Source organism: Mycolicibacterium vaccae NBRC 14118 = CIP 105934 (genome assembly GCF_001552715.1).
Lineage (GTDB): Bacteria > Actinomycetota > Actinomycetes > Mycobacteriales > Mycobacteriaceae > Mycobacterium > Mycobacterium vaccae.
Genome location: NZ_BCRS01000124.1, coordinates 1 through 19405 on the forward strand (window position 1 = coordinate 1; position 19405 = coordinate 19405).

The 19405-nt window shown below is 69.4% G+C and carries 17 protein-coding genes and 2 pseudogenes; 9 read left to right on the forward strand and 10 right to left on the reverse strand.

Translation table 11 applies throughout. The annotated features are described in order from the left end of the window. The 3 genes and pseudogenes from MVA01S_RS21140 to MVA01S_RS21150 all read right to left on the reverse strand — a co-directional run. Positions 1–1054, reverse strand: a pseudogene (locus tag MVA01S_RS21140) (FUSC family protein); the annotation flags it as partial. Next, positions 1054–1578, reverse strand: a complete 525-nt coding sequence (locus tag MVA01S_RS21145) for a hypothetical protein (RefSeq protein ID WP_003930742.1) — start codon at positions 1576–1578, stop codon at positions 1054–1056. The pseudogene MVA01S_RS21140 and the gene MVA01S_RS21145, both read right to left, overlap by 1 nt. Beyond that, on the reverse strand, positions 1571–2137 hold the full coding sequence (locus MVA01S_RS21150) for a TetR/AcrR family transcriptional regulator (protein WP_003930743.1): 567 nt from the start codon (positions 2135–2137) through the stop codon (positions 1571–1573). The genes MVA01S_RS21145 and MVA01S_RS21150 overlap by 8 nt, the downstream gene beginning before the upstream one ends. A 156-nt stretch (positions 2138–2293) precedes the next feature. On the opposite strand from MVA01S_RS21150, the gene MVA01S_RS21155 reads away from it, so the two are divergent. From MVA01S_RS21155 to MVA01S_RS21190, 8 genes are all read left to right on the forward strand, one after another. Next, the gene (locus tag MVA01S_RS21155; RefSeq protein ID WP_169801770.1) at positions 2294–2929 is read left to right on the forward strand and encodes a TetR/AcrR family transcriptional regulator; all 636 of its coding nucleotides are present in this window, start codon (positions 2294–2296) and stop codon (positions 2927–2929) included. A 108-nt stretch (positions 2930–3037) separates the two neighbouring features. Further along, positions 3038–3967 carry a class I SAM-dependent methyltransferase gene (locus MVA01S_RS21160; RefSeq protein WP_003930745.1) on the forward strand — a complete coding sequence of 310 codons (930 nt, stop codon included), beginning with the start codon at positions 3038–3040 and terminating at the stop codon, positions 3965–3967. An 89-nt stretch (positions 3968–4056) separates the two neighbouring features. Next, positions 4057–5472, forward strand: a complete 1416-nt coding sequence (locus MVA01S_RS21165) for an aldehyde dehydrogenase family protein (RefSeq protein WP_003930746.1) — start codon at positions 4057–4059, stop codon at positions 5470–5472. 56 nt (positions 5473–5528) lie between these two features. Then, entirely contained in the window at positions 5529–6392 is an 864-nt protein-coding gene (locus tag MVA01S_RS21170) for an SDR family oxidoreductase (protein ID WP_003930747.1), read from the forward strand. Positions 6393–6399: 7 nt separating this feature from the next. Continuing rightward, the gene (locus tag MVA01S_RS21175; RefSeq protein WP_003930748.1) at positions 6400–7368 is read left to right on the forward strand and encodes an NADPH:quinone oxidoreductase family protein; all 969 of its coding nucleotides are present in this window, start codon (positions 6400–6402) and stop codon (positions 7366–7368) included. 94 nt (positions 7369–7462) lie between these two features. After that, positions 7463–8161, forward strand: a complete 699-nt coding sequence (locus MVA01S_RS21180) for a haloacid dehalogenase type II (protein ID WP_003930749.1) — start codon at positions 7463–7465, stop codon at positions 8159–8161. A 22-nt stretch (positions 8162–8183) separates the two neighbouring features. Further along, complete coding sequence (locus MVA01S_RS21185) at positions 8184–8894, forward strand: methyltransferase domain-containing protein (protein WP_003930750.1); 711 nt, start codon at positions 8184–8186, stop codon at positions 8892–8894. A gap of 18 nt (positions 8895–8912) precedes the next feature. After that, a complete protein-coding gene (locus MVA01S_RS21190; RefSeq protein ID WP_003930751.1) occupies positions 8913–9398 on the forward strand; it encodes a DUF456 domain-containing protein in 486 nt (161 codons plus the stop codon). Here MVA01S_RS21190 and MVA01S_RS21195 read toward each other — a convergent pair. The 4 genes and pseudogenes from MVA01S_RS21195 to MVA01S_RS21210 form a co-directional block, all read right to left on the reverse strand. Continuing rightward, positions 9395–10239: pseudogene (locus MVA01S_RS21195) on the reverse strand (type IV toxin-antitoxin system AbiEi family antitoxin). The gene MVA01S_RS21190 and the pseudogene MVA01S_RS21195 overlap by 4 nt on opposite strands. Positions 10240–10373: 134 nt before the next feature. Then, entirely contained in the window at positions 10374–11174 is an 801-nt protein-coding gene (locus tag MVA01S_RS21200) for a tyrosine-protein phosphatase (protein WP_003930753.1), read from the reverse strand. After that, positions 11174–12406, reverse strand: a complete 1233-nt coding sequence (locus MVA01S_RS21205) for an acyl-CoA dehydrogenase family protein (RefSeq protein WP_040541484.1) — start codon at positions 12404–12406, stop codon at positions 11174–11176. The genes MVA01S_RS21200 and MVA01S_RS21205 overlap by 1 nt, the downstream gene beginning before the upstream one ends. 64 nt (positions 12407–12470) lie before the next feature. Next, a complete protein-coding gene (locus MVA01S_RS21210; RefSeq protein ID WP_003930755.1) occupies positions 12471–13139 on the reverse strand; it encodes a hypothetical protein in 669 nt (222 codons plus the stop codon). 98 nt (positions 13140–13237) lie between these two features. Between MVA01S_RS21210 and MVA01S_RS21215 the strand changes: the two genes are divergently transcribed. After that, complete coding sequence (locus tag MVA01S_RS21215) at positions 13238–14749, forward strand: FAD-dependent oxidoreductase (RefSeq protein WP_003930756.1); 1512 nt, start codon at positions 13238–13240, stop codon at positions 14747–14749. A gap of 4 nt (positions 14750–14753) precedes the next feature. Here MVA01S_RS21215 and MVA01S_RS21220 read toward each other — a convergent pair whose 3' ends face one another. The 3 genes from MVA01S_RS21220 to MVA01S_RS21230 form a co-directional block, all read right to left on the reverse strand. Then, complete coding sequence (locus MVA01S_RS21220; RefSeq protein WP_003930757.1) at positions 14754–15734, reverse strand: helix-turn-helix transcriptional regulator; 981 nt, start codon at positions 15732–15734, stop codon at positions 14754–14756. Positions 15735–16115: 381 nt separating this feature from the next. Beyond that, positions 16116–17555 (reverse strand): Re/Si-specific NAD(P)(+) transhydrogenase subunit beta, encoded by a 1440-nt coding sequence (gene pntB / locus MVA01S_RS21225; RefSeq protein WP_003930758.1) that lies wholly within the window; start codon positions 17553–17555, stop codon positions 16116–16118. A 4-nt stretch (positions 17556–17559) separates the two neighbouring features. Beyond that, positions 17560–19107: a Re/Si-specific NAD(P)(+) transhydrogenase subunit alpha gene (locus tag MVA01S_RS21230; protein WP_003930759.1), complete on the reverse strand. Its 1548-nt coding sequence runs from the start codon at positions 19105–19107 to the stop codon at positions 17560–17562. Between the last annotated feature and the right edge of the window lie 298 nt (positions 19108–19405).

Consider the following 19405-nt stretch of genomic DNA (forward strand, 5'->3'; position numbering starts at 1 on the left):
CCCACACCGGGCGGGCGTCGGCGGCGGCCGCCGCGGCGATCACCCGGGCGGTGGCCCCGATGGTCGCCGCGATGGTCCGTCGCCGCAACAGTTTCCGACCCATCTCGATGGCCTGCCCGTCATCGGGCGCGCTGAGGATGGTGTCGAGATCCTCACGCCAGCGGCCGCGCGCGATGGTCCGCAGCGCGCTGATCGCGGCCTCCAGTTCGATGCGTGCCCGGTCCCGGTCCGCCGGCTCGGAGATCTGCAGCACCGTTGCCGCGCACCGCAGCACCCGCACCACCGCCCCCTTGTCGCGCAGCGTGACGCCGGCGTCGTCACCCACGCGGTCGGCCACCCACTCGAGATCGTCGACCACCCGGACCAGAGCGCGGCTGCCCGCGGTCAGACCGACCGGGCGGAAGTCGGCGCCGAGGAAGGTCCGCCGCAGCCCGTCCATGGCTCTGGTGACGTCCTCGGGTGAGGCGGACCCGTCGATCCGGTCGGCCAGCACGCTGCAGGCGCGCGCGGCGCGGCGCCGCAGCTGCCCGTGGTGGCGCGGCGGCAACAGGAACAGCGCTGCGGGCACGCACACCGCCAGTGCCAGGGCCCAGCCGAAAAGCCGTTCGCCCACCGGTCCAGGCGGCGTACACGCCGGCAACACGAACGTCAGCAGCGTGGCGCGCTGGCCCGCGGCGATGGTCTCGCTGAGCACCCCGGAAAAGGTGACCGCCACCCCGAGGGCAAACATCGCGGCGACCGAGACCCAGGGATGCGGCGCGACCAGGGTGCCGAGGGTGATCAGCACGAAACCGTTGAAACCGAGGCCGGCATAGGCCACCGCCCGGCTCTGCCGGTTGCCGGGGAAGTCGGAGAACACCAGCAGCGCAACAGAACCGAAGATGGTGAACAGCGGGGTCTGCGCGTTGCCCCCGGCCACCGCGAAACTCAGCGCGGCCGCCAGCGGTACCACCACGGCCGCCCGGACCGCGCGGCGCAATGCGTCCCTGTCGGGATCGCGCCGCGCGATGCGGCGCGCGAGGCGATGGGTCAGCGCGGTGGGCGCGGCGGCCATCAGTGCGAGAGGACCTTGATGCCGATCACCAGCAGCCCGATGCCGCTGAGCGCAGCGACAGTCAGGACCTGCTGCCACAGCGGCAGGCGGGTGCGGCGTACCGCCAGCAGCGCGATCGCGCCCAGCTCGACGACCAGGATCCATTTGGCGACCCACATCGCGGTATCGGTCTCCAACAGGCCGATCACCGCGCTGCCCAACGCCAGCATCGGCAGCAGCGCGGCCTGCAGGATCTGCCCGGAGGCCTGCAGCATCCGCCACAGCTCCTGGCCCCGGGGTGCCCGCTGGTGCACGCTCATGTGCGCCACCCAGTCCGCGAGCAGGCTGGCCGCCCACAGGCCGCCCATCGTCACGCCGACGTCGAGCATCCGGACCCAGCCGCTGGTGTCGTCCTCGGTGTAGCGGGTCAGTACCACCAGGGTCGCCAGGCACGAGATCGCGCCGTAGAGGCGCTCGCGCAGCCTCGCCACGACATGCTCGACCGGCGCCGCCCCGACGTCGGCGGTGGTGGCGCCGTCACTCACGGTCGGGCACCGACGTGAACCGCCCCGAGTCCAGCGTCTCGCGCAGCTGCTCGATGATCCAGCGCAGCCCGGCCGCGTCCGGCGGGAGGATGGCCTGCTCGTAGCCGACCAGCACGTACACCGCCCACGCGGTGAACAACTCCGCGCGCCGCGGGTGCTGCAGGACCTCAAGCGCCGCGTTGTACACCACGTCGAAGCGCTGCCGGTCCACCGATTCCTGCACCGAGCGCACGTGCGGGTCCAACGCGCTCCACACCCGGATGGCGGCCTCGGCGCTGTGCGGCAACGTCACTGCGGCTTCGATCAGGCGGTCGATGCGACGCCGCGGATCCGGCTCGGTCTGCACCGACTCGACGATCTCCGACGTCATCCCCGCGTGCCAGTGCGAGACCAGCTGGTGGGTGTAGGCGGTCCAATTCGCGAAGTAGTGGTAGAACGAGCCCGTCGTGACGCCGAGGCGCTCGCACACCTCAGCGAGTTTCAGCCCGCCGTACCCGAGCTCGGACAGCACGTCGAGGCCCGCCTCGAAGAACGACTCGCGCGATGCCACGGCCCCCATGGCGGAAACCCTAGTTCGCTCCCCGCGCGCGCGAACAGACCTGGGCCGCCACCGCGCCGGGCCGTGGGGGCCGTTTCGTTTGCTGTGAGGTCTCTCTCGGGTAACGGGTCGAGGAGGCGTCACCAGGGCCCAGGTGACGTGTGGCACAATTTGACCGTGCCGTATACGGCGAGTCGAGGTCCAGGACGCCCTCCCGCAGCGAAGGCCGCTGAAACGCGGGAGCGGATTGTGCATGCCGCGCGCGAGGTGTTCAGCGAACTCGGTTATGACGCAGCCACATTCCAGGCAATTGCCATCCGTGCCGATCTCACCCGGCCCGCGATCAACCACTACTTCGCCAGCAAACGCGTGCTGTGGGGTGAGGTGGTCGAGCAGACCAACGGGTCGATCATCAGCGCGGGCATTGCCCGGGCGCAGGAACAGACCTCGCTGATCGCCCGGCTGTCGGCGTTTCTGTCGGCGGCCACCCAGGCCGACACCGACGACCGCTCGGCGGCGGCTTTCCTGGTGACCTCGGTACTGGAATCGCAACGGCACCCCGAACTGCGGGACGACGAACACGATTCGCTGAAGAGCTCGCGTGCGTTCGTGTCCTGGGCGGTCAACGACGCGGTCGTCCGGGGCGAACTGAGCACCGACACCGACGTGGACATCCTGGTGGAGATGCTGGTCGCCGTGGTCTGGGGGATGGGCTTCTATGCCGGCTTCGTCGGGGACCGCAGCGAACTCGGGTCGGTCGTGCACAAACTCGAACTGCTGCTGGCGAACAAACTCTGGAACCTGAACGAGTAATCCGCATCGGCTGGGCGAATACTGAGAGGTCGGTTGGCGCACCGGTTGTGCGCAATCTCTTAGATAGACTTGCGAAGTAATGCTGCGTCCGATCGAAAGAGCGCCGTCATGAGTTCACTTCGCACCGACAACGACACCTGGGACATCGCCTCCAGCGTCGGAGCCACCGCCGTCATGGTCGCCGCGGCACGCGCGGCCGAGACCGCACGCCCCGACCCGCTGATCGAGGACCCCTACGCCGGGATCCTGGTGGCCGGCGCCGGCGCCGGCGCCTGGCAGTACATCGCCGACGAGGCGTTCGTGGCGCGGATGGCCGAATCCGACCCTGAGATCGGCGTGCTGTTCGAGCACATGAAGAACTACCAGGCCGTGCGCACGCACTTCTTCGACGCGTTCTTCTCCGCGGCCGTCGACGCGGGCATCCGCCAGATCGTGATCCTGGCGTCGGGCCTGGACTCGCGTGCCTACCGGCTGCCCTGGCCGACAGGCACCACCGTCTACGAGATCGACCAGCCGCTGGTACTGGAGTACAAGACCTCGACATTGGCCGAGCACGGCGCACAGCCCACCGCCGAGCGCCGTGAGGTGCCGATCGACCTGCGCCAGGACTGGCCCGCCGCGCTCGCCGCCGCAGGCTTCGACCCCGCCCGGCCGGCCGCCTGGCTGGCCGAGGGGCTGTTGATGTACCTGCCCGCCGACGCCCAGGACCGGCTCTTCGCGCAGATCACCGAGCTCAGTGCACCCGGCAGCCGGATCGCCGCGGAATCCATGGGCGTCCACGCCGAGGATCGGCGCGAGCGGATGCGGGAACGGTTCGCCTCCATCGCCGCGCAGGTCGACATCGAACCGATGGACATCACCGAGCTCACCTACGAAGACCCCGACCGCGCCAACGTCGCGCAATGGCTGTCGGCGCACGGCTGGACGGCGCAGGAGGTGGCCTCGCAGGACGAGATGGGCCGGCTGGACCGCATGGTGGAGATCGCCGACAGCGACGACCAGTCGTTCTCGACCTTCACCACCGCCGTGCGGGGCTGACAGCGCCGCCGCGCTTATCGACACCTGTTCACCAACCGGATGGTTGGCTACGATGCGGGTTACTCCCCAGGTCAGGAAGGGACCCCATCATGACCACCGAATCCGTCGTACCCGTGACCGCCGCAGCCGGCGTGACCGGTACCGACATCCCCGCCGTCGTCGGCAAGCTGCGCCAGACGTACGCGACCGGGCGCACCCGCAGCGCCCAATGGCGCAAGGAACAGCTGCACGCCCTCGAGCGCCTGATGACCGAGAACGAGGGCGCGATCGCCGAGGCACTCGAGAAGGACCTCGGCCGCGCGCCGTTCGAGGCCTGGCTCGCCGACATCGCCAGCACCGCCGGCGAAGCTGCCTACGCGGCCAAGAACGTCGGCAAGTGGATGAAGCGCCGCTACCGCATGCTGGAGATGTCGCAACTGCCGGGCCTGGGCTGGATCGAGTACGAGCCCTACGGCACCGTGCTGATCATCGGCGCCTGGAACTTCCCGTTCGCGCTCACCCTCGGCCCGGCCGTCGGCGCCATCGCCGCCGGGAACACGGTGGTACTCAAGCCTTCTGAGGTGTCGCCCGCGTCCTCGGCGCTGATGGCCGAGCTGGTGCCGCGCTACCTCGACAACGACGCCGTCGCCGTCATCGAGGGTGACGGCGCGGTCAGCCAGGAGCTCATCGCGCAGGGCTTCGACCACCTGATCTTCACCGGTGGCACCGAGATCGGCCGTCGGGTGTACGAGAGCGCCGCGTCGCACCTGACGCCGGTCACGCTCGAGCTGGGCGGCAAGAGCCCGGTGATCGTCGCCGCCGACGCCGACATCGAGGTCGCCGCCAAGCGCATCGCGTGGACCAAGCTGATCAACTCCGGTCAGATCTGCATCGCGCCGGACTACGTGCTGGTCGAGGCCCCGGTGCGGGACAAGCTGGTCGACGAGATCCGCAAGGCCGTCGAGCATTTCGAGTCCGGCAACCCCGAGGGCAAGCGGATCGTCAACGAGCGGCACTTCAACCGGCTGGTCAACGCGCTGGACGCGACCAAGGGCACCGTCGCCGTCGGCGGTTCCTCCGATGCGGCCACCATCAAGATCGCCCCGACGGTCGTCGTCGATCCGGACCCGGCCGAGCCGCTGATGACCGACGAGATCTTCGGCCCCATCCTGCCCATCGTGACCGTGCAGAACCTCGACGAGGCCGTCTCGTTCGTCAACGCCCGGCCCAAGCCGCTGGCCGCCTACCTGTTCACCAAGGCCAAGGCCGTACGCGAGCGGGTGATCAAGGAAGTCCCGGCCGGCGGCATGGTGGTCAACCATCTGATCTTCCACTTCGCCACGCACAAGCTGCCCTTCGGCGGCGTCGGGCCGTCCGGTCTGGGCGCCTACCACGGGAAGTTCGGCTTCGAGACCTTCAGCCACGCCAAGTCGGTGCTGACCAAGCCGACCCGACCCGACCTCGGCGGCTTCATCTACCCCCCGTATACAGAGAAGGCGTGGAAGCTGGCGCGCAAGCTGTTCTGACCGGCGGGACCCGGGAGATAGCTTGAGCCGTCGAAACCTTTGAGAGAGGAACATCAGTGCCAGGAGTGCAGGATCGTGTCATCGTCGTCACGGGCGCCGGAGGTGGCCTCGGCCGCGAATACGCGCTGACCCTCGCGCGTGAGGGCGCCAGCGTCGTGGTCAACGACCTCGGCGGGGCACGCGACGGTACCGGTGCCGGATCGGCGATGGCCGACGAGGTCGTCAAGGAGATCAAGGACGCCGGCGGCCGCGCCGTGGCGAACTACGACTCCGTCGCCGAGCCCGAGGGTGCGGCCAACATCATCAAGACCGCGATCGACGAGTTCGGCAAGGTCGACGGTGTGGTCAGCAACGCGGGCATCCTGCGTGACGGCACCTTCCACAAGATGGACTTCGCCAACTGGGACGCCGTCCTGAAGGTGCACCTCTACGGCGGGTACAACGTCATCCGCGCCGCGTGGCCGCACTTCCGCGAGAACGGCTTCGGCCGCGTCGTCGTGGCGACCTCCACCAGCGGCCTGTTCGGCAACTTCGGCCAGGCCAACTACGGTGCCGCCAAGCTCGGCCTCGTCGGGCTGATCAACACGCTGGCCCAGGAGGGCGCGAAGTACGACATCAAGGCCAACGCGATCGCCCCGATCGCCGCGACCCGGATGACGCAGGACATCCTGCCGCCCGAGGTGTTCGAGAAGCTCACCCCCGAGTACGTCGCCCCGATCGTGTCCTACCTGTGCACCGAAGAGGTCCCAGAGACCGCGTCGGTGTTCATCGTCGGCGGCGGCAAGGTGCAGCGCGTCGCACTGTTCCAGAACAGCGGCGTGACGTTCACCGAGGTGCCCACGGTCGACGACGTCGCCGCCAAGTGGGGCGAAATCACCGACCTGTCGGCGGCCGAGCGGGCCACCTTCAGCCTCGGCTGATTCAGGGATGAAAGCACTTCTCGCACAGGAGCTGACAGGTCCGGCAGGGCTGGCGTACACCGACGTCGACGAACCTCGGGGCGGCGATGCCGTCCTGATCGACGTCGGTGCCGCCGGCGTCTGCTTCCCCGATCTGCTGATGCTGCGCGGGGAGTACCAGATGAAGGTGCCCGCGCCGTTCGTCCCGGGCCTGGAGGTCGCCGGCACCGTGCGGTCGGCGCCCGAAGGCTCGGGACTGGTTGCCGGGCAGCGGGTCTCGGCCTTCAGCCTGCTGGGCGCGTGGGCCGAGCAGGTCGCGGTGCCGGTGGGCAGCGTGGTGCCGACCAATGACGCGCTCGATGACGCGTCGGCGGTGTGCCTACTGGGCAACTACTACACGATGCACTTCGCGCTGCAGCGCCGCGGCGGGCTGCGACCCGGGGAGACCGTGCTGGTGCTCGGCTCCGGCGGCGGCGTCGGGACCGCGGCGGTGCAGATCGCGAAGGCGTTGGGCGCCAAGGTGATCGCGATGGTGCACCGGCCCTCGGCGGTCGAGTTCGTGGAATCCCTCGGCGCCGATGTGGTGCTGCCGTTGACCGACGGGTGGCTCGACGCGGTCAAGAGCGAGACCGGCGGGCGCGGAGTGGACGTGGTGGTCGACCCGATCGGCGGGGCCGCGTTCGACGACGCGGTCCGTGCGCTGGCCACCGAGGGCAGACTGCTGGTCATCGGTTTCGCCGCGGGCGGCATCCCGACGGTCAAGGTGAACCGGCTGCTGCTGCGCAACGCCAGCGTCGTCGGCGTCGGCTGGGGTGAGTTCGTCAACCGCACCCCGGGCGCGCAGGCCGAGGTCGGTGCGGCGCTGGCCACACTCGTCGACCAGGGACTCAGACCGCCTGAGCCGGTGCGGTTCTCGCTGTCCGACGGGGTGGCCGCGCTGCAGGCCTTCGCCGACGGCGCGGTGAACGGGAAGCTCGTCCTGGAGCCCGGCCGATGAGCGCTTGCGAAAGAAGAGCAGATGGCCCGATGAGCGCTTGCGCGAAGAGCAGATGGCCCGATGAGCGCTCGCGCGAAGAGCAGATAGCCCGGCCGTGATCCGCGCGCTGGCCTTCGACGTGTTCGGCACGGTCGTGGACTGGCGTGCGAGCGTCATCCGTGAGCTCACCGAGTTCGGTCGGCGCAACGGTGCGACCGCGGACTGGCCGCGTTTCGCCGACGACTGGCGGGCCGGCTACGTGCCGGCGATGAACCGGGTGCGAAACGGTGAACTGCCGTGGACACGGCTCGACGACCTGCACCGCGGCCGCCTCGTCGAGCTGCTCGATGAGGCCGGAATCACGGTGGGCAACACGGAGATCGACGAGCTGAATCGGGCCTGGCACCGGCTCGACCCGTGGCCCGACGCCGTCGCAGGCCTGACCCGGCTGAAACAGCGCTTCGTGATCACCACGCTGTCGAACGGCAACGTGTCGCTGCTGACGAACATGGCCAAGCGCGCCGGGCTGCCGTGGGACTGCGTGCTGTCGGCCGAGCTCTTCGGGCACTACAAGCCGGACCGCGAGGTCTACCTCGGTTGCGCCGAGATCCTCGACGTGGCGCCCGGCGAGCTGATGCTCGTCGCCGCGCACCCGTCCGATCTGCGTGCCGCGCGGGCGGCGGGACTGGCCACGGCCTACGTCCACCGGCCGCTGGAGCAGGGCCCCGACCGTCCGCCGCAGCGCCCCGACGACAGTGAATTCGACGTCACCGCAGACGATTTCCGCGATCTCGCGGACCAGCTGGGGGTTTGACGGCCCGGCGTACCGTGGAGTCATGACTGAATCCGCGCTGCGCATGGCCGAACGCCTGCTCGTCGACCCGCCGGAGCATCCCGACGTCAGCAAGGGCTACCTGGACCTGCTCGAGGACGGCGCCGACCGCAACACCGGCGCGATCCAGGCGCTGTGGGCGTCGCAGCTCGGGTCGCTGTTCTACGACAACGCCCAGACCGTCATGCGGCGGCTGATGACCGCCTGGCACGAACCCACCGAATGGTTGAACATCCCCGTCGGAGGCACCGCGCTCGACGTCGGCAGCGGGCCGGGAAACGTCACCGCGGCGCTGGGCCGCGCCGTCGGTCCCGGCGGTCTGGCGCTCGGAGTCGACATCTCCGAACCCATGCTGGCCCGAGCGGTCAGCGCCGAGGCCGGACCCAACGTCGGCTTCCTGCGCGCGGACGCCCAGCACCTGCCGTTTCGCGACGAGTCGTTCGACGCGGTGGTGTCGATCGCGATGCTGCAGTTGATCCCCGACCCGGCGACGGCGCTCGCCGAGATGGTCCGGGTGCTGCGGTCCGGTCGGCGGATGGCGGTCATGGTGCCCACCGCGGGCCCGGCGGCCAACCTGCTGCGCTACCTGCCCACCGCGGGCGCGCACTCCTTCGGCGACGACGAACTCGGCGACACCCTCGAAGGTCTCGGTCTGGTCAGCGTGCGCACCAAGAGCATCGGCACCGTTCAGTGGGTGCGCGGCCGTAAGCCCTGACCCCGTAGGGTCGTCGGCATGAGCACCGGCGGCCTCATCCTCGTCGCACTCGCGATCGCGGTCGGTCTGGCCGGCATCGTCGTGCCGATCCTGCCAGGCGCGATCCTGGTGATCGGGGCGATCGCGGTGTGGGCGTTCGTCGTCGACACCACGGTGGCGTGGGTGGTGCTCGGAATCGCCGCGGCGCTGATCGTCGCGTCGCAGATCATCAAGTACACCTGGCCGGTCAAACGGATGCGCCGGGCCGACGTGCGCACCTCGGTGCTGGTCGTGGGCGGCGTCGCGGGCGTGGTCGGCTTCTTCGTGATCCCGGTGATCGGCCTGCTGATCGGCTTCGTGCTGGGCGTCTTCGCCGCGGAGCTGGCGATCCGTCAGGACGTGACACGGGCGTGGGTGTCGACCTGGCACGCGGTCAAGGGCGTGGCGCTGTCGGTCGGGGTCGAACTGACCGGCGCCGTGCTCGCGACGGTCGCCTGGGCGGTCGGGGTCGCGCTGACCCTCTAGCCGGCGCGCCGCACCCGACGGTTCCACGCGTCGGCGAGCCGCAGGCGCACCGTGGCTTCGCTGTCGCGGGACGTCACGCGGATGACGGTCCAGTCCAGGTCGATCATCTCGTCGTAGCGGCGGATGTCCTTCTCGAACTGTTCAGCGCTGATCCGATGCTGCTTGCCCTCGTACTCCAACGCGATCTTGTGCTCGATCCACCCGAGGTCGACTGTGCCGATGAGAACGCCGTATTCGTTGAGTACCGGCAATTGGCTACGGGGCCTGGGATACTCGGCACGTACGACGACCAGCCGCAGCCAGGTCTCCTGTGGCGATTCTGCGCCGGGGTCGACGAAGCTCAGTACCTCAAGCGCCCTGGACACCCCGTGGCGGCCGGGATACCGGATCGCGGCCTCTTCGATGGCGCCCACAGACAGCCGGGTCGCTCGCGCGAGCGCGTCGACAGCGGCGACCGCAGTGTCGAGCGGATACCGCCGGGCGAGGTCGATCGCGGTGCGCACAGGTGTCGTCACGCGCATCCCGTCAACGGTGCAGATCTCGTCGTCGGTGAGGACGGCGGCCCACCACTCCGGGCGTCCGCCTGCGGTTGTCGTCGATGACGGTGGCGGGCAACGTCGGGTCGATCCACTTGGCACCGTGTACGGCGGCGGCCGAAAAGCCGGCCAGCACCGTGACCGCGCGAACGGAGCCAGCATGCTCTGGCACGATTGAGCGCCGTCGGTTGCGTGCCCTTCGGTACGTATACGTCCTTGTGGATCGCGACGAACCTTGTGCGCAACGCGTGACGGGTGACCAAGCCGGCAGCCAGCGCCTCACTGCCGAGGAAAGGACCGTCCATGCCCGCAGTCTGTTCGAGGGCACCGACAGAGTGTGGGCCTGGCGGCGATTTGTGTAACCGGACGGCGGGTTTCGGGGTGTATTTCGCCGTGTGGTTACGCAACCCGGGGGCCGCGTGGCCGACCGGATCCGGGGTCAGTCGTGCAGGGCCTTGCGCAGCCGGCGGACGTCGTCCTCGGTCAGCCCGGCGGCCTCCAGATAGTTTGTCAGTGAACCGAATTCGCTGTCGATGGTGCGGCGCGCGGTGTCCAGGTACTGCTCGCGCACACCGAGCACCGCGTCGGTCAGCCGGGCCTCGGCCAGGTCCATGATCTCGGGCGCATCGGCGGCGCGGGCGCGCACCGACTCCAGGATGCTCTCGCGCAACTGCGGGACCGCGACATTGCTGCGCAGGTAGTCGCTCATGATCGCGTCGCGATCGACCCCCGCGGCCTCCAGCACCACCGCGATGGTGAAGCCGGTTCGGTCCTTGCCGGCGAAGCAGTGTGCGAGCACCGCGCGGTCCGAACCGAGCAGCGTCACCACGCGATGCACCGCACGGCGGGCCAGCGGCAGCGCCGCAATCCGTGCGTACTCCTCGGTCATATACCGGGCCGCGGCCTCGGCGACGGGCTCGTCGTCGGGCTTGTCGGTCATCATCCGCTGGAACGCGTGCTCGTGCGGGGATTCCCCGTCGGCGGCCATCGTCTCGACGAACGGCAGATGGTGGATCTCGACGCTCGCCGGCACCAGCCCGGGACCGTGCCGTTCCAGCTCGCGTGAGGTCCGCAGATCCGCGACGTCGGTCACGCCGTAGCCGGCCAGCGCGGACCGGCCCGTGTCGTCGAGCTTGGACAGCTCACTGGCGCGGAAGAAGCGCCCCGGTGCGATGCCCGTCTGCTCGGAGACGTCCCGGAAGTTCCAGGCGCCCGACAGTTCCTCGCCGGAGAACGGCACTAGCCCGTCACCGCCTGCACGAACGCCGACTTCTCCCTGCCCAGTTCGGCGCGCGCGATGGTGCGCATGTGCACCTCGTCCGGGCCGTCGAACAGGCGCATCGCGCGGTGCCAGCTGTACAGCCGCGCCAGCGGGAAGTCGTCGGACACGCCTGCGCCGCCGTGCACCTGGATGGCGCGGTCGATCACGTCGCAGGCCATCTGCGGGGCCACAGCCTTGATCTGCGCCACGAGCAGCTGGGCGTCCTTGCTCTTGTTGCCGTGCTGGTCGATGGTCCAGGCCGCCTTGTGGCACAGCAGCCGGGTCTGCTCGATCTCGTTGCGGGACTTGGCGATCGCCTCACGGACCACGCCCTGCTCGGCGAGCGGCTTGCCGAACGCGACCCGCTTCTGCACCCGGTCGACCATCAACGCCAACGCCCGCTCGGCGGCGCCGATCGCCCGCATGCAGTGGTGGATGCGGCCGGGCCCGAGGCGGGCCTGGGCGATGGCGAAACCGCTGCCCTCCTCGTCGAGCAGGTTCGACGTCGGCACCCGCACGTTGTCGAAGGTGATCTCGCAGTGGCCGTGCTGGTCCTGCCAGCCGAACACCGGCAGGGACCGCTCGATCGAAACCCCGGGCGTGTCAACAGGAACCAGGATCATCGACTGCTGACGGTGGCTGGCCGCGTCGGGATTGGTGCGGCCCATGACAATCAGGATCTTGCAGCGCGGATCGGCGGCACCGGTGATCCACCACTTGCGGCCGTTGATGACGTAGTCGTCACCGTCGCGCAGCATGGTCGTCTCGATATTGCGGGCGTCGCTGGACGCGACGGCGGGCTCGGTCATCGCGAACGCGCTACGGATCTCCCCGGCCAGCAGCGGCTCCAGCCACTGCTTGCGCTGCTCCTCGGTGGCGAACAGGTGCAGCGTCTCCATGTTGCCGGTGTCCGGGGCCGCGCAGTTGGTGACCTCCGGGGCGATCTCCATGCTCCAGCCGGTCAGCTCCGCCAGCGGCGCGTACTCCAGGTTCGACAACCCGGACTCCGAAGGCAGGAACAGGTTCCACAGACCACGCTCCCTGGCCAGCTTCTTGAGCTCCTCGACCACCGGCGGGACGGTGTGGTCGTGTGGGCCCGCCTGCTCGCGGTAGGAGTGGTACGACTCCTCGGCCGGGAACACGAACTCGGTCATGAAATCGGTCAACCGCTGGTGATAGTCCTGAGCTTTGGCTGACATCGCGAAGTCCATGACCGCCACGATATGACACGCGTGAACTGCGAGTTCGACCGCCCGATCAGGACGGTCACCGAGGTCATTCGGCGCCGCGTCCCTGGCGGCTGTTGCGGTACGCGGCGTGCCGGAAGGTCGTCAGCCAGCGCGGCAGCAGGCTGATCTCGGTGCCGCTGCGCACTGTCGGGTCGAACGGCTGGTCGCAGCCCGGGTCGTCGCGGCACAGTTCGCGGTCGAACGACAGCGTCGCGAGCGTGGTGAACGGCCCGGTGCCGCGGGCCTGCTCGATGGCGAACTCGACGGTGTCGTGGCGAATGCGGTCGCTGATCGCGGACAGGGACAGACCGTCACCGTCGACGGGCGTCCGCATCCGGGCCCGCAGCCAGAACACCGCACCGCGGTAGCCGAGCGGCATCAGCGTCGAGTACTGCGCGGCCGGCCAGGAAGCGACGGGCCGCAGCGCCACCCGGGCCGCCGACGAGACCGTCAGCACGTCCCAGGCGTGCGGGCCGTCGGCGTCCGCGGACATCCGCCAGGCCAGCCCGCCGAAGTCCGGCAGGCTCCCCGGCGTCCCGACGCCTTTGGAGACGCGGCCCACGACCTCGCCGGACACCAGCGGCAGGCCGTCACCGGCGGGGGCCAGCCGGGTGACGGTGCCGCCGCAGAGGACACCGTCGGGATGGAAGAACCGCTTGGCACGCAGAGCCGCACCGGCCCGGAGCGGCAGCGTGGTCAGGTCGGAGATGCGCATCGAGGAGGTCTGCCCGGTTCCATGCCGATGAAACGGCACCAGGCGGATCTCGGTGCGCGCGGCGTTTGAGCAGGCAGGGACCGGGTAAACCGCGCGCCATGTCCTCGCTGTGGACCGACGATCGGATCGAGACCCCCTCCAGCCCCGACGACGTGGACCGGGTGCGCACCGCCGACGTGGTGGTCGTCGGCGCCGGGATCACCGGCCTGACCACCGCGCTGCTGTTGGCGCGCGCAGGCAAGAAGGTGGTGGTGGTCGAAGCGCGGCACGTCGGCGCGTGCGCGACAGGCAACACCACCGGCAAGGTCAGCGTGCTGCAGGGCAGCAAGCTGGCGCGCATCCGTTCCAAGCACGGGGCGGACGTGCTGAACGCCTACGTGACGGGCAATGCGGAGGGCCGTGACTGGCTGACCCGGTACCACGAGGACCACGGGCTGGACTTCCAGCGCGAGGACGACCACTCCTACGCGCAGGACGCATCCGGGATCGGCACCGCCCGAGACGTGCTGGCCGCATGCCGCGAGGGCGGAGTCGAGGCGCAGTGGGTCGACGAGGCCGACGTGCCGTTCCCGTTCAGCGGCGGGGTCCGGGTGCGCGACCAGGTGCAGATCGACCCGATGCCGTTCCTGGGCAGCCTGATCACCGAACTGGAGAGGCACGGCGGCACGCTGTTGCAAGGCGTGCGGGCGACGACGGTCGCCGGCACCGATCCGGTCCGGGTCCGGTTGCGTCTCACCGACACCCCGCAGGACACGCGCGAGACGCAATTCGCCATCGCCGCCGGGCACTGCGTGCTCGCCACCGGGACACCGATCCTGGACCGGGGGATGTTCTTCGCACGGGTCGAGCCCGAACGGTCCTACTGCCTGGCGTTCGACGTGCCCGGCGACATCACGCGATCGATGTACATCGCGGTCGACAGCCCGACCCGTTCCGTGCGGTACGCGCCGACACCCACCGGGGACAAGCTAATCGTCGGCGGGGCAGGGCACACCGTCGGCAGAGCCGGGCACCCCAAAGGATCCGTCGAAGAGCTGGCGCGGTGGGCGACGCTGCACTATCCCGGCGCGGTGCAGACCCATTACTGGTCGGCGCAGGACTACCACCCCGACGACGAGGTGCCGTTCGTCGGGCCGATCCTGCCCAGGCACGACAGTGTGCTCGTCGCAACGGGATTCAACAAGTGGGGGATGACCAACGGGGTCGCGGCGGCACTGGCGCTGTCGGCCAGGATCCTCGGCGGGCGGATGGAGTGGGCGCACGCGTTCTCGAGCTGGCGCGCTCACGAACTGCGCGGCATCCCCACTGCGCTGGAGCTGAACCTCAAGGTCGGACTGCACCTGGTCAACGGCTGGCTCGGCGCGAGCGCTCACGGGGAGGCGCCGGCCGAGGGGCAAGGTGTGGTCGACGGCCCGCCGTGGCGGCGCCGGGCCACCAGCGTGGTCGACGGTGTGCAGCGCACGGTGTCGCCGGTCTGTCCGCATCTGGGGGGCATCGTGAAGTGGAACGACTCCGACTGCGCCTGGGAGTGCCCGCTGCACGGATCCCGGTTCGCCCCAGACGGGTCGCTGCTGGAGGGCCCGGCCACCCGTGGCCTGACCGGATCCTGACGGATCAGATGCGCAGCGTCTCAGAAGGGTTGCGCCCGTAGGCTTCCCGGTACATCGCGGCGAACCGGCCGGTGTGCGCGAATCCCCAACGGGCGGCGACGATCTGGACGGTGGTGTGGCCGGGGTCGGCGTTGAGCAGCTCGTGGTGCGCGTGGTCCATCCGCACCCGCCGGAGGTACTCCATCGGGGTCATGGCCAGATGGCGGCGGAACATGTACTGCAACGCCCGGGGGGTCACGTGGATGCTCGCGGCGATGTCGGCCAGCGCGATGTCGTTGTCGGCGTTGCTCTCGATGTACGCCGTCGCCCGGCGCAACAGCGCCGGTTTGGCGTCGTTGCGGTCGGTGGCGGTGGGTTCGGTGGCAGCGGAAGTCGGCAACGCCGACAGGACCGCCGCGGCCAGCATCGACGCGGTGGTCGACGCGACGAGGCGGGTCGGCTCGGGATCGTCGGAGCACGCCACGGTGCGCACGTACTCGATCGCGGCGTTGAGCCGGCGGCCGGCCTCGGCCGACACCGGGCGGTGACCCAGTAGCCGCACGGATCCGTCCCAGCCGGGGTGCTCCGTCGCGGCGACCCGGTCCAGCAACGCGGTGTCGAACATCGTGAGGTCATAGCTCGCTTCGCAGACCCGTCCCGAGTAGGGCAGCTCGGGCGGCGACAGGAGCGCGACGTCACCGGGGGTGAACACATCCTGAGGCTCGCCGATGAAGTCTTCTTCGATCCGGCCGTCGTGCACCCGGCACAGACAGATCTTGCCCAGCGGCGCCGCGTCGTAGGACATGTGGAAGTCGAGCGTGATCTCGTCGTAGTTGATGGGACCCAACCAGTGCCGGTCGATATGCGCCGCGGCGGTCTCGCCCTCTCCCGCGCCGATCCGCATCTTGGTGTAGGCGTGCACGAGGAAGTCCTCGGTGGCCTCGAGGCTGTCGCTCTCGAAGTGAAGGGCGCGGCGCGGTAGGTGCTGTGTCGCTGATGAATCCATGGTGCTGCAAACCTCCGCTAACGCGGTGGTGATGCGAGGCTATGGCTTCGCCTCCGGTGTCGCAAGCATACCGGCGGGGTTGGGGAAATGCCCGGGTTGGGTAGTCAACCTATCCGTTGAGCGAAGTGGCGATATCCGCCACGCGCACGTGGCGAATTCACCCACACGGCACGCGGGCCAGCATCGACGCAGCCCGCAGCCCGCAGCCCGTTTCGCGGCAGCGTGATGCGGTCGGGGCATTTGCGGAAAATGCCGGATCGGCGCAGCACTGGGACAACGGTTCCGGTCGGTGCCATATGCGAAAGGCACAGCGTCGGGCGACGACAAACCCAATTCCCCCACACCCGGCGGCGGGGGTCGGACTGGGCCGCCCGACCGTCGCTACACCTTCTCGCTGACCGACAGCGCCGCGTTGATCGCGTCGACGCGGTCCTTGGCGTCGCCGAACAGCATCTGGGTGTTCTCCCGGAAGAACAGCGGGTTCTGCACGCCGGCGTAGCCCGATGCCATGGAGCGCTTGAACACGATGACGTTGTCGGCGTTCCACACCGTCAGCACCGGCATGCCGGCGATCGGGCTGCCCGGATCCTCCGACGCCGCCGGGTTGACGGTGTCGTTGGCGCCGATGACCAGCACCACCGAGGTGCCGTCGAAGTCGTCGTTGATCTCGTCCATCTCCAGCACGATGTCGTAGGGCACCTTGGCCTCGGCCAACAGCACGTTCATGTGCCCGGGCAGGCGGCCGGCGACCGGATGGATGCCGAAGCGCACGTCCACGCCGCGCTCGCGCAGCTTGCGGGTCAGGTCGGCGACCCCGTACTGCGCCTGCGCCACGGCCATGCCGTAGCCGGGGGTGATGATCACCGAGCTGGCCGTGGCCAGCAATTCGGCCGCACTCTCGGCGGTGATCTCGCGGTGCTCGCCGTAGTCCTTGTCCTCGGAAGGTCCGGCCTCGATCCCGAAGCCGCCCGCGATCACCGAGATGAACGAGCGGTTCATCGCCTTGCACATGATGTAGGACAGGTAGGCACCCGAGGAGCCGACCAGTGCGCCGGTGATGATCAGCAGGTCGTTGCCCAGCAGGAAGCCCGACGCCGCGGCCGCCCAGCCCGAGTAGCTGTTGAGCATCGACACCACCACCGGCATGTCGCCGCCGCCGATGGAGGCGACCAGATGCCAGCCGAGTAGCAGCGCCAGCACGGTGACCACGATCAGCAGCCACAGCTGTGGGTCGATGACGAACCACACGGTCAGCGCGGCGAAGACCGCCAGCGCGCCGAGGTTGAGGAAGTTCTTGCCGGGCAGCATCATCGGCGAACTCTTCATCTTCGCCGACAGCTTCAGGTTCGCGACGATGGAACCGGTGAACGTCACCGCGCCGATGAAGACGCCGATGACGACCTCGCCCGAGTGGATGCCCAGCATCCCTTCGGTGGCCAGCTTCGTCGCTTCGGCGCCGGCCGGGTCGGCCTCGACGTGCAGGTAGCCGTTCCAGCCGACGAGCACCGCGGCCAGCCCGACGAAGCTGTGCAGCAGCGCGATGAGCTCGGGCATGCCCGTCATCTCGACGATCTTGGCGCGCCACAGCCCGATCGCCGCGCCGACGGCCATCGCCACGGCCAGCAGCGCCAGTCCGAGCGGCTCGATATGGCGGGCCAGGGCCAGCACGATGGTCGCGACCAGCGCGACCGCCATCCCGGCGATCCCGAAAGTGTTCCCCGCCCTTGAGGTCTCATGCTTGGACAGCCCGGCCAGCGCCAGGATGAACAGCAGGGCTGCGACGACGTAGGCCGCGGTGGCGGCGGTTTCCAGCGTGAACATGGTCTCAGCTCCTCGAGAACATCGCCAGCATGCGGCGGGTCACCGCGAAGCCACCGAAGATGTTGATACTGGCCAGCAGAATGGCCACGAATGCCAACGCGGTGATGACCATCCCGTTGGACTGGGAGCCGTGGCCGATCTGCAGCAGCGCGCCGACGACGATGATGCCGGAGATCGCGTTGGTCACCGACATCAGCGGCGTGTGCAGCGCATGGTGCACGTTGCCGATCACGTAGTAGCCGATCACGATCGCCAGCGCGAACACCGTCAGGTGCACCTGCAGCGCGGTCGGCGACAATGCGATCAGCGCGAACAACGCGGCCGCGGCGGTGAAGGTCAGGCCCAGCCGGCGGCTGGTCGTCATCGGCGTCTTGGCCGGCTTGGTCTGGACGGGCGCGGCGGGTGTGGCGGCCGCGGGAGCGGCTGAGACCTGCACCGGCGGTGGCGGCCACGTGATCGTGCCGTCGCGCACGACGGTCACCGAGCGCTGCACCACGTCGTCGAAGTCCAGGGTGAGCTGACCGTCCTTGTTCGGTGTCAGCAGCTTCAGCAGGTTGACCAGGTTGGTGCCGTAGAGCTGCGAGGCCTGCGCGGGCAGCCGGCCGGCCAGGTCGGTGTAGCCGATGATCGTCACGCCGTTGTCGGTGACGATCGCCTGGTCCTTGACCGTGCCCTCGACGTTGCCGCCGTTGGCCGCGGCCATGTCGACGATCACGCTGCCGGGCTTCATCGACGCGACCATCTCGGCGGTGATGATGCGCGGCGCGGGCCGACCCGGGATCAGCGCGGTGGTGATGATGATGTCGACGTCCTTGGCCTGCTCGGCGTACAGCGCCGCCTCGCGGGCCTTGTAGTCGTCGCCCATCTCCTTGGCGTAACCGGTGGCCGACACTTCGGCCGCGGCCGGGTCGACGGCCAGGTACTCACCGCCGAGGGACTTGACCTGGTCGGCGACCTCGGGGCGCGGGTCCGTCGCGCGCACGATGGCGCCCAGGCTGCCGGCCGCACCGATCGCGGCCAGCCCGGCCACCCCGGCGCCGACCACCAGCACCTTGGCCGGCGGCACCTTGCCCGCCGCGGTGACCTGACCGGTGAAGAACCGGCCGAAACGGTGTGCGGCCTCCACCACCGCGCGGTACCCGGCGATGTTGGCCATCGAGGACAGCACGTCCAGCGACTGCGCCCGCGAGATCCGCGGCACCGCGTCCATGGCCATCACGGTGACCGGACGGGTGGCCAGCTGATCGAGCAACTCGGGCTTGAGTGCCGGCGAGATCAGGCCGATCAGGGTCGCCCCGTCAGCCAGATTGGCGATCTCGGCCGGGCTCGGCGCGTTGACCTTGAGCACCACGTCCGAGGACAGCACCTGGTAGGTCGATCCGATGGCCGCGCCCGCCTCGGCATACGCGGCGTCGGAGAAACTGGACGCGTCGCCCGCCCCGGACTCCACCACGACCTCGTAGCCGAGCTTGATGAGCTGCCCGACCGTCTGCGGCGTCGCAGCCACCCGCGTCTCCCCGAGCTGGGATTCTCTCGGTATCCCGATGATCATCGATATCGATCCGATCTAGGCTTGGCTCACCGGGCGGCGGGGACCCCTTGTGCACGCACAGCAGTGCCCCGGCACCCGTCGTTCGTTGGACGGATAAAGATGTCAGTGTAGGAGGCGGCTCCCCGGGGTGCGCACTCTGCTCGCCGCACGTGACTTTTGCTCGCGGTGAGCGCAGCTCTTCCCGGACGATGACGCATCCGTCAATGTCTGCCGGTGTCCGTTTTCGTCGACATCACACCTGACGGCGCCGTCGCGGCGGCGCCGGGCGCTGGGCCGCGCCCGGGCCGCGGACCCTGGC

Bases quoted from the DNA above. Each gene is read 5' to 3' on its own strand.
- MVA01S_RS21160 (WP_003930745.1), top strand. From the start codon at position 3,038: ATGAGTTCACTTCGCACCGACAACGACACCTGGGACATCGCCTCCAGC.
- MVA01S_RS21175 (WP_003930748.1), top strand. From the start codon at position 6,400: ATGAAAGCACTTCTCGCACAGGAGCTGACAGGTCCGGCAGGGCTGGCG.
- MVA01S_RS21205 (WP_040541484.1), bottom strand. From the start codon at position 12,406: ATGGACTTCGCGATGTCAGCCAAAGCTCAGGACTATCACCAGCGGTTG.
- MVA01S_RS21190 (WP_003930751.1), top strand. From the start codon at position 8,913: ATGAGCACCGGCGGCCTCATCCTCGTCGCACTCGCGATCGCGGTCGGT.
- MVA01S_RS21150 (WP_003930743.1), bottom strand. From the start codon at position 2,137: ATGGGGGCCGTGGCATCGCGCGAGTCGTTCTTCGAGGCGGGCCTCGAC.
- MVA01S_RS21220 (WP_003930757.1), bottom strand. From the start codon at position 15,734: ATGGATTCATCAGCGACACAGCACCTACCGCGCCGCGCCCTTCACTTC.
- pntB (WP_003930758.1), bottom strand. From the start codon at position 17,555: ATGTTCACGCTGGAAACCGCCGCCACCGCGGCCTACGTCGTCGCAGCC.
- MVA01S_RS21230 (WP_003930759.1), bottom strand. From the start codon at position 19,107: ATGATCATCGGGATACCGAGAGAATCCCAGCTCGGGGAGACGCGGGTG.
- MVA01S_RS21185 (WP_003930750.1), top strand. From the start codon at position 8,184: ATGACTGAATCCGCGCTGCGCATGGCCGAACGCCTGCTCGTCGACCCG.
- MVA01S_RS21210 (WP_003930755.1), bottom strand. From the start codon at position 13,139: ATGCGCATCTCCGACCTGACCACGCTGCCGCTCCGGGCCGGTGCGGCT.
- MVA01S_RS21165 (WP_003930746.1), top strand. From the start codon at position 4,057: ATGACCACCGAATCCGTCGTACCCGTGACCGCCGCAGCCGGCGTGACC.
- MVA01S_RS21215 (WP_003930756.1), top strand. From the start codon at position 13,238: ATGTCCTCGCTGTGGACCGACGATCGGATCGAGACCCCCTCCAGCCCC.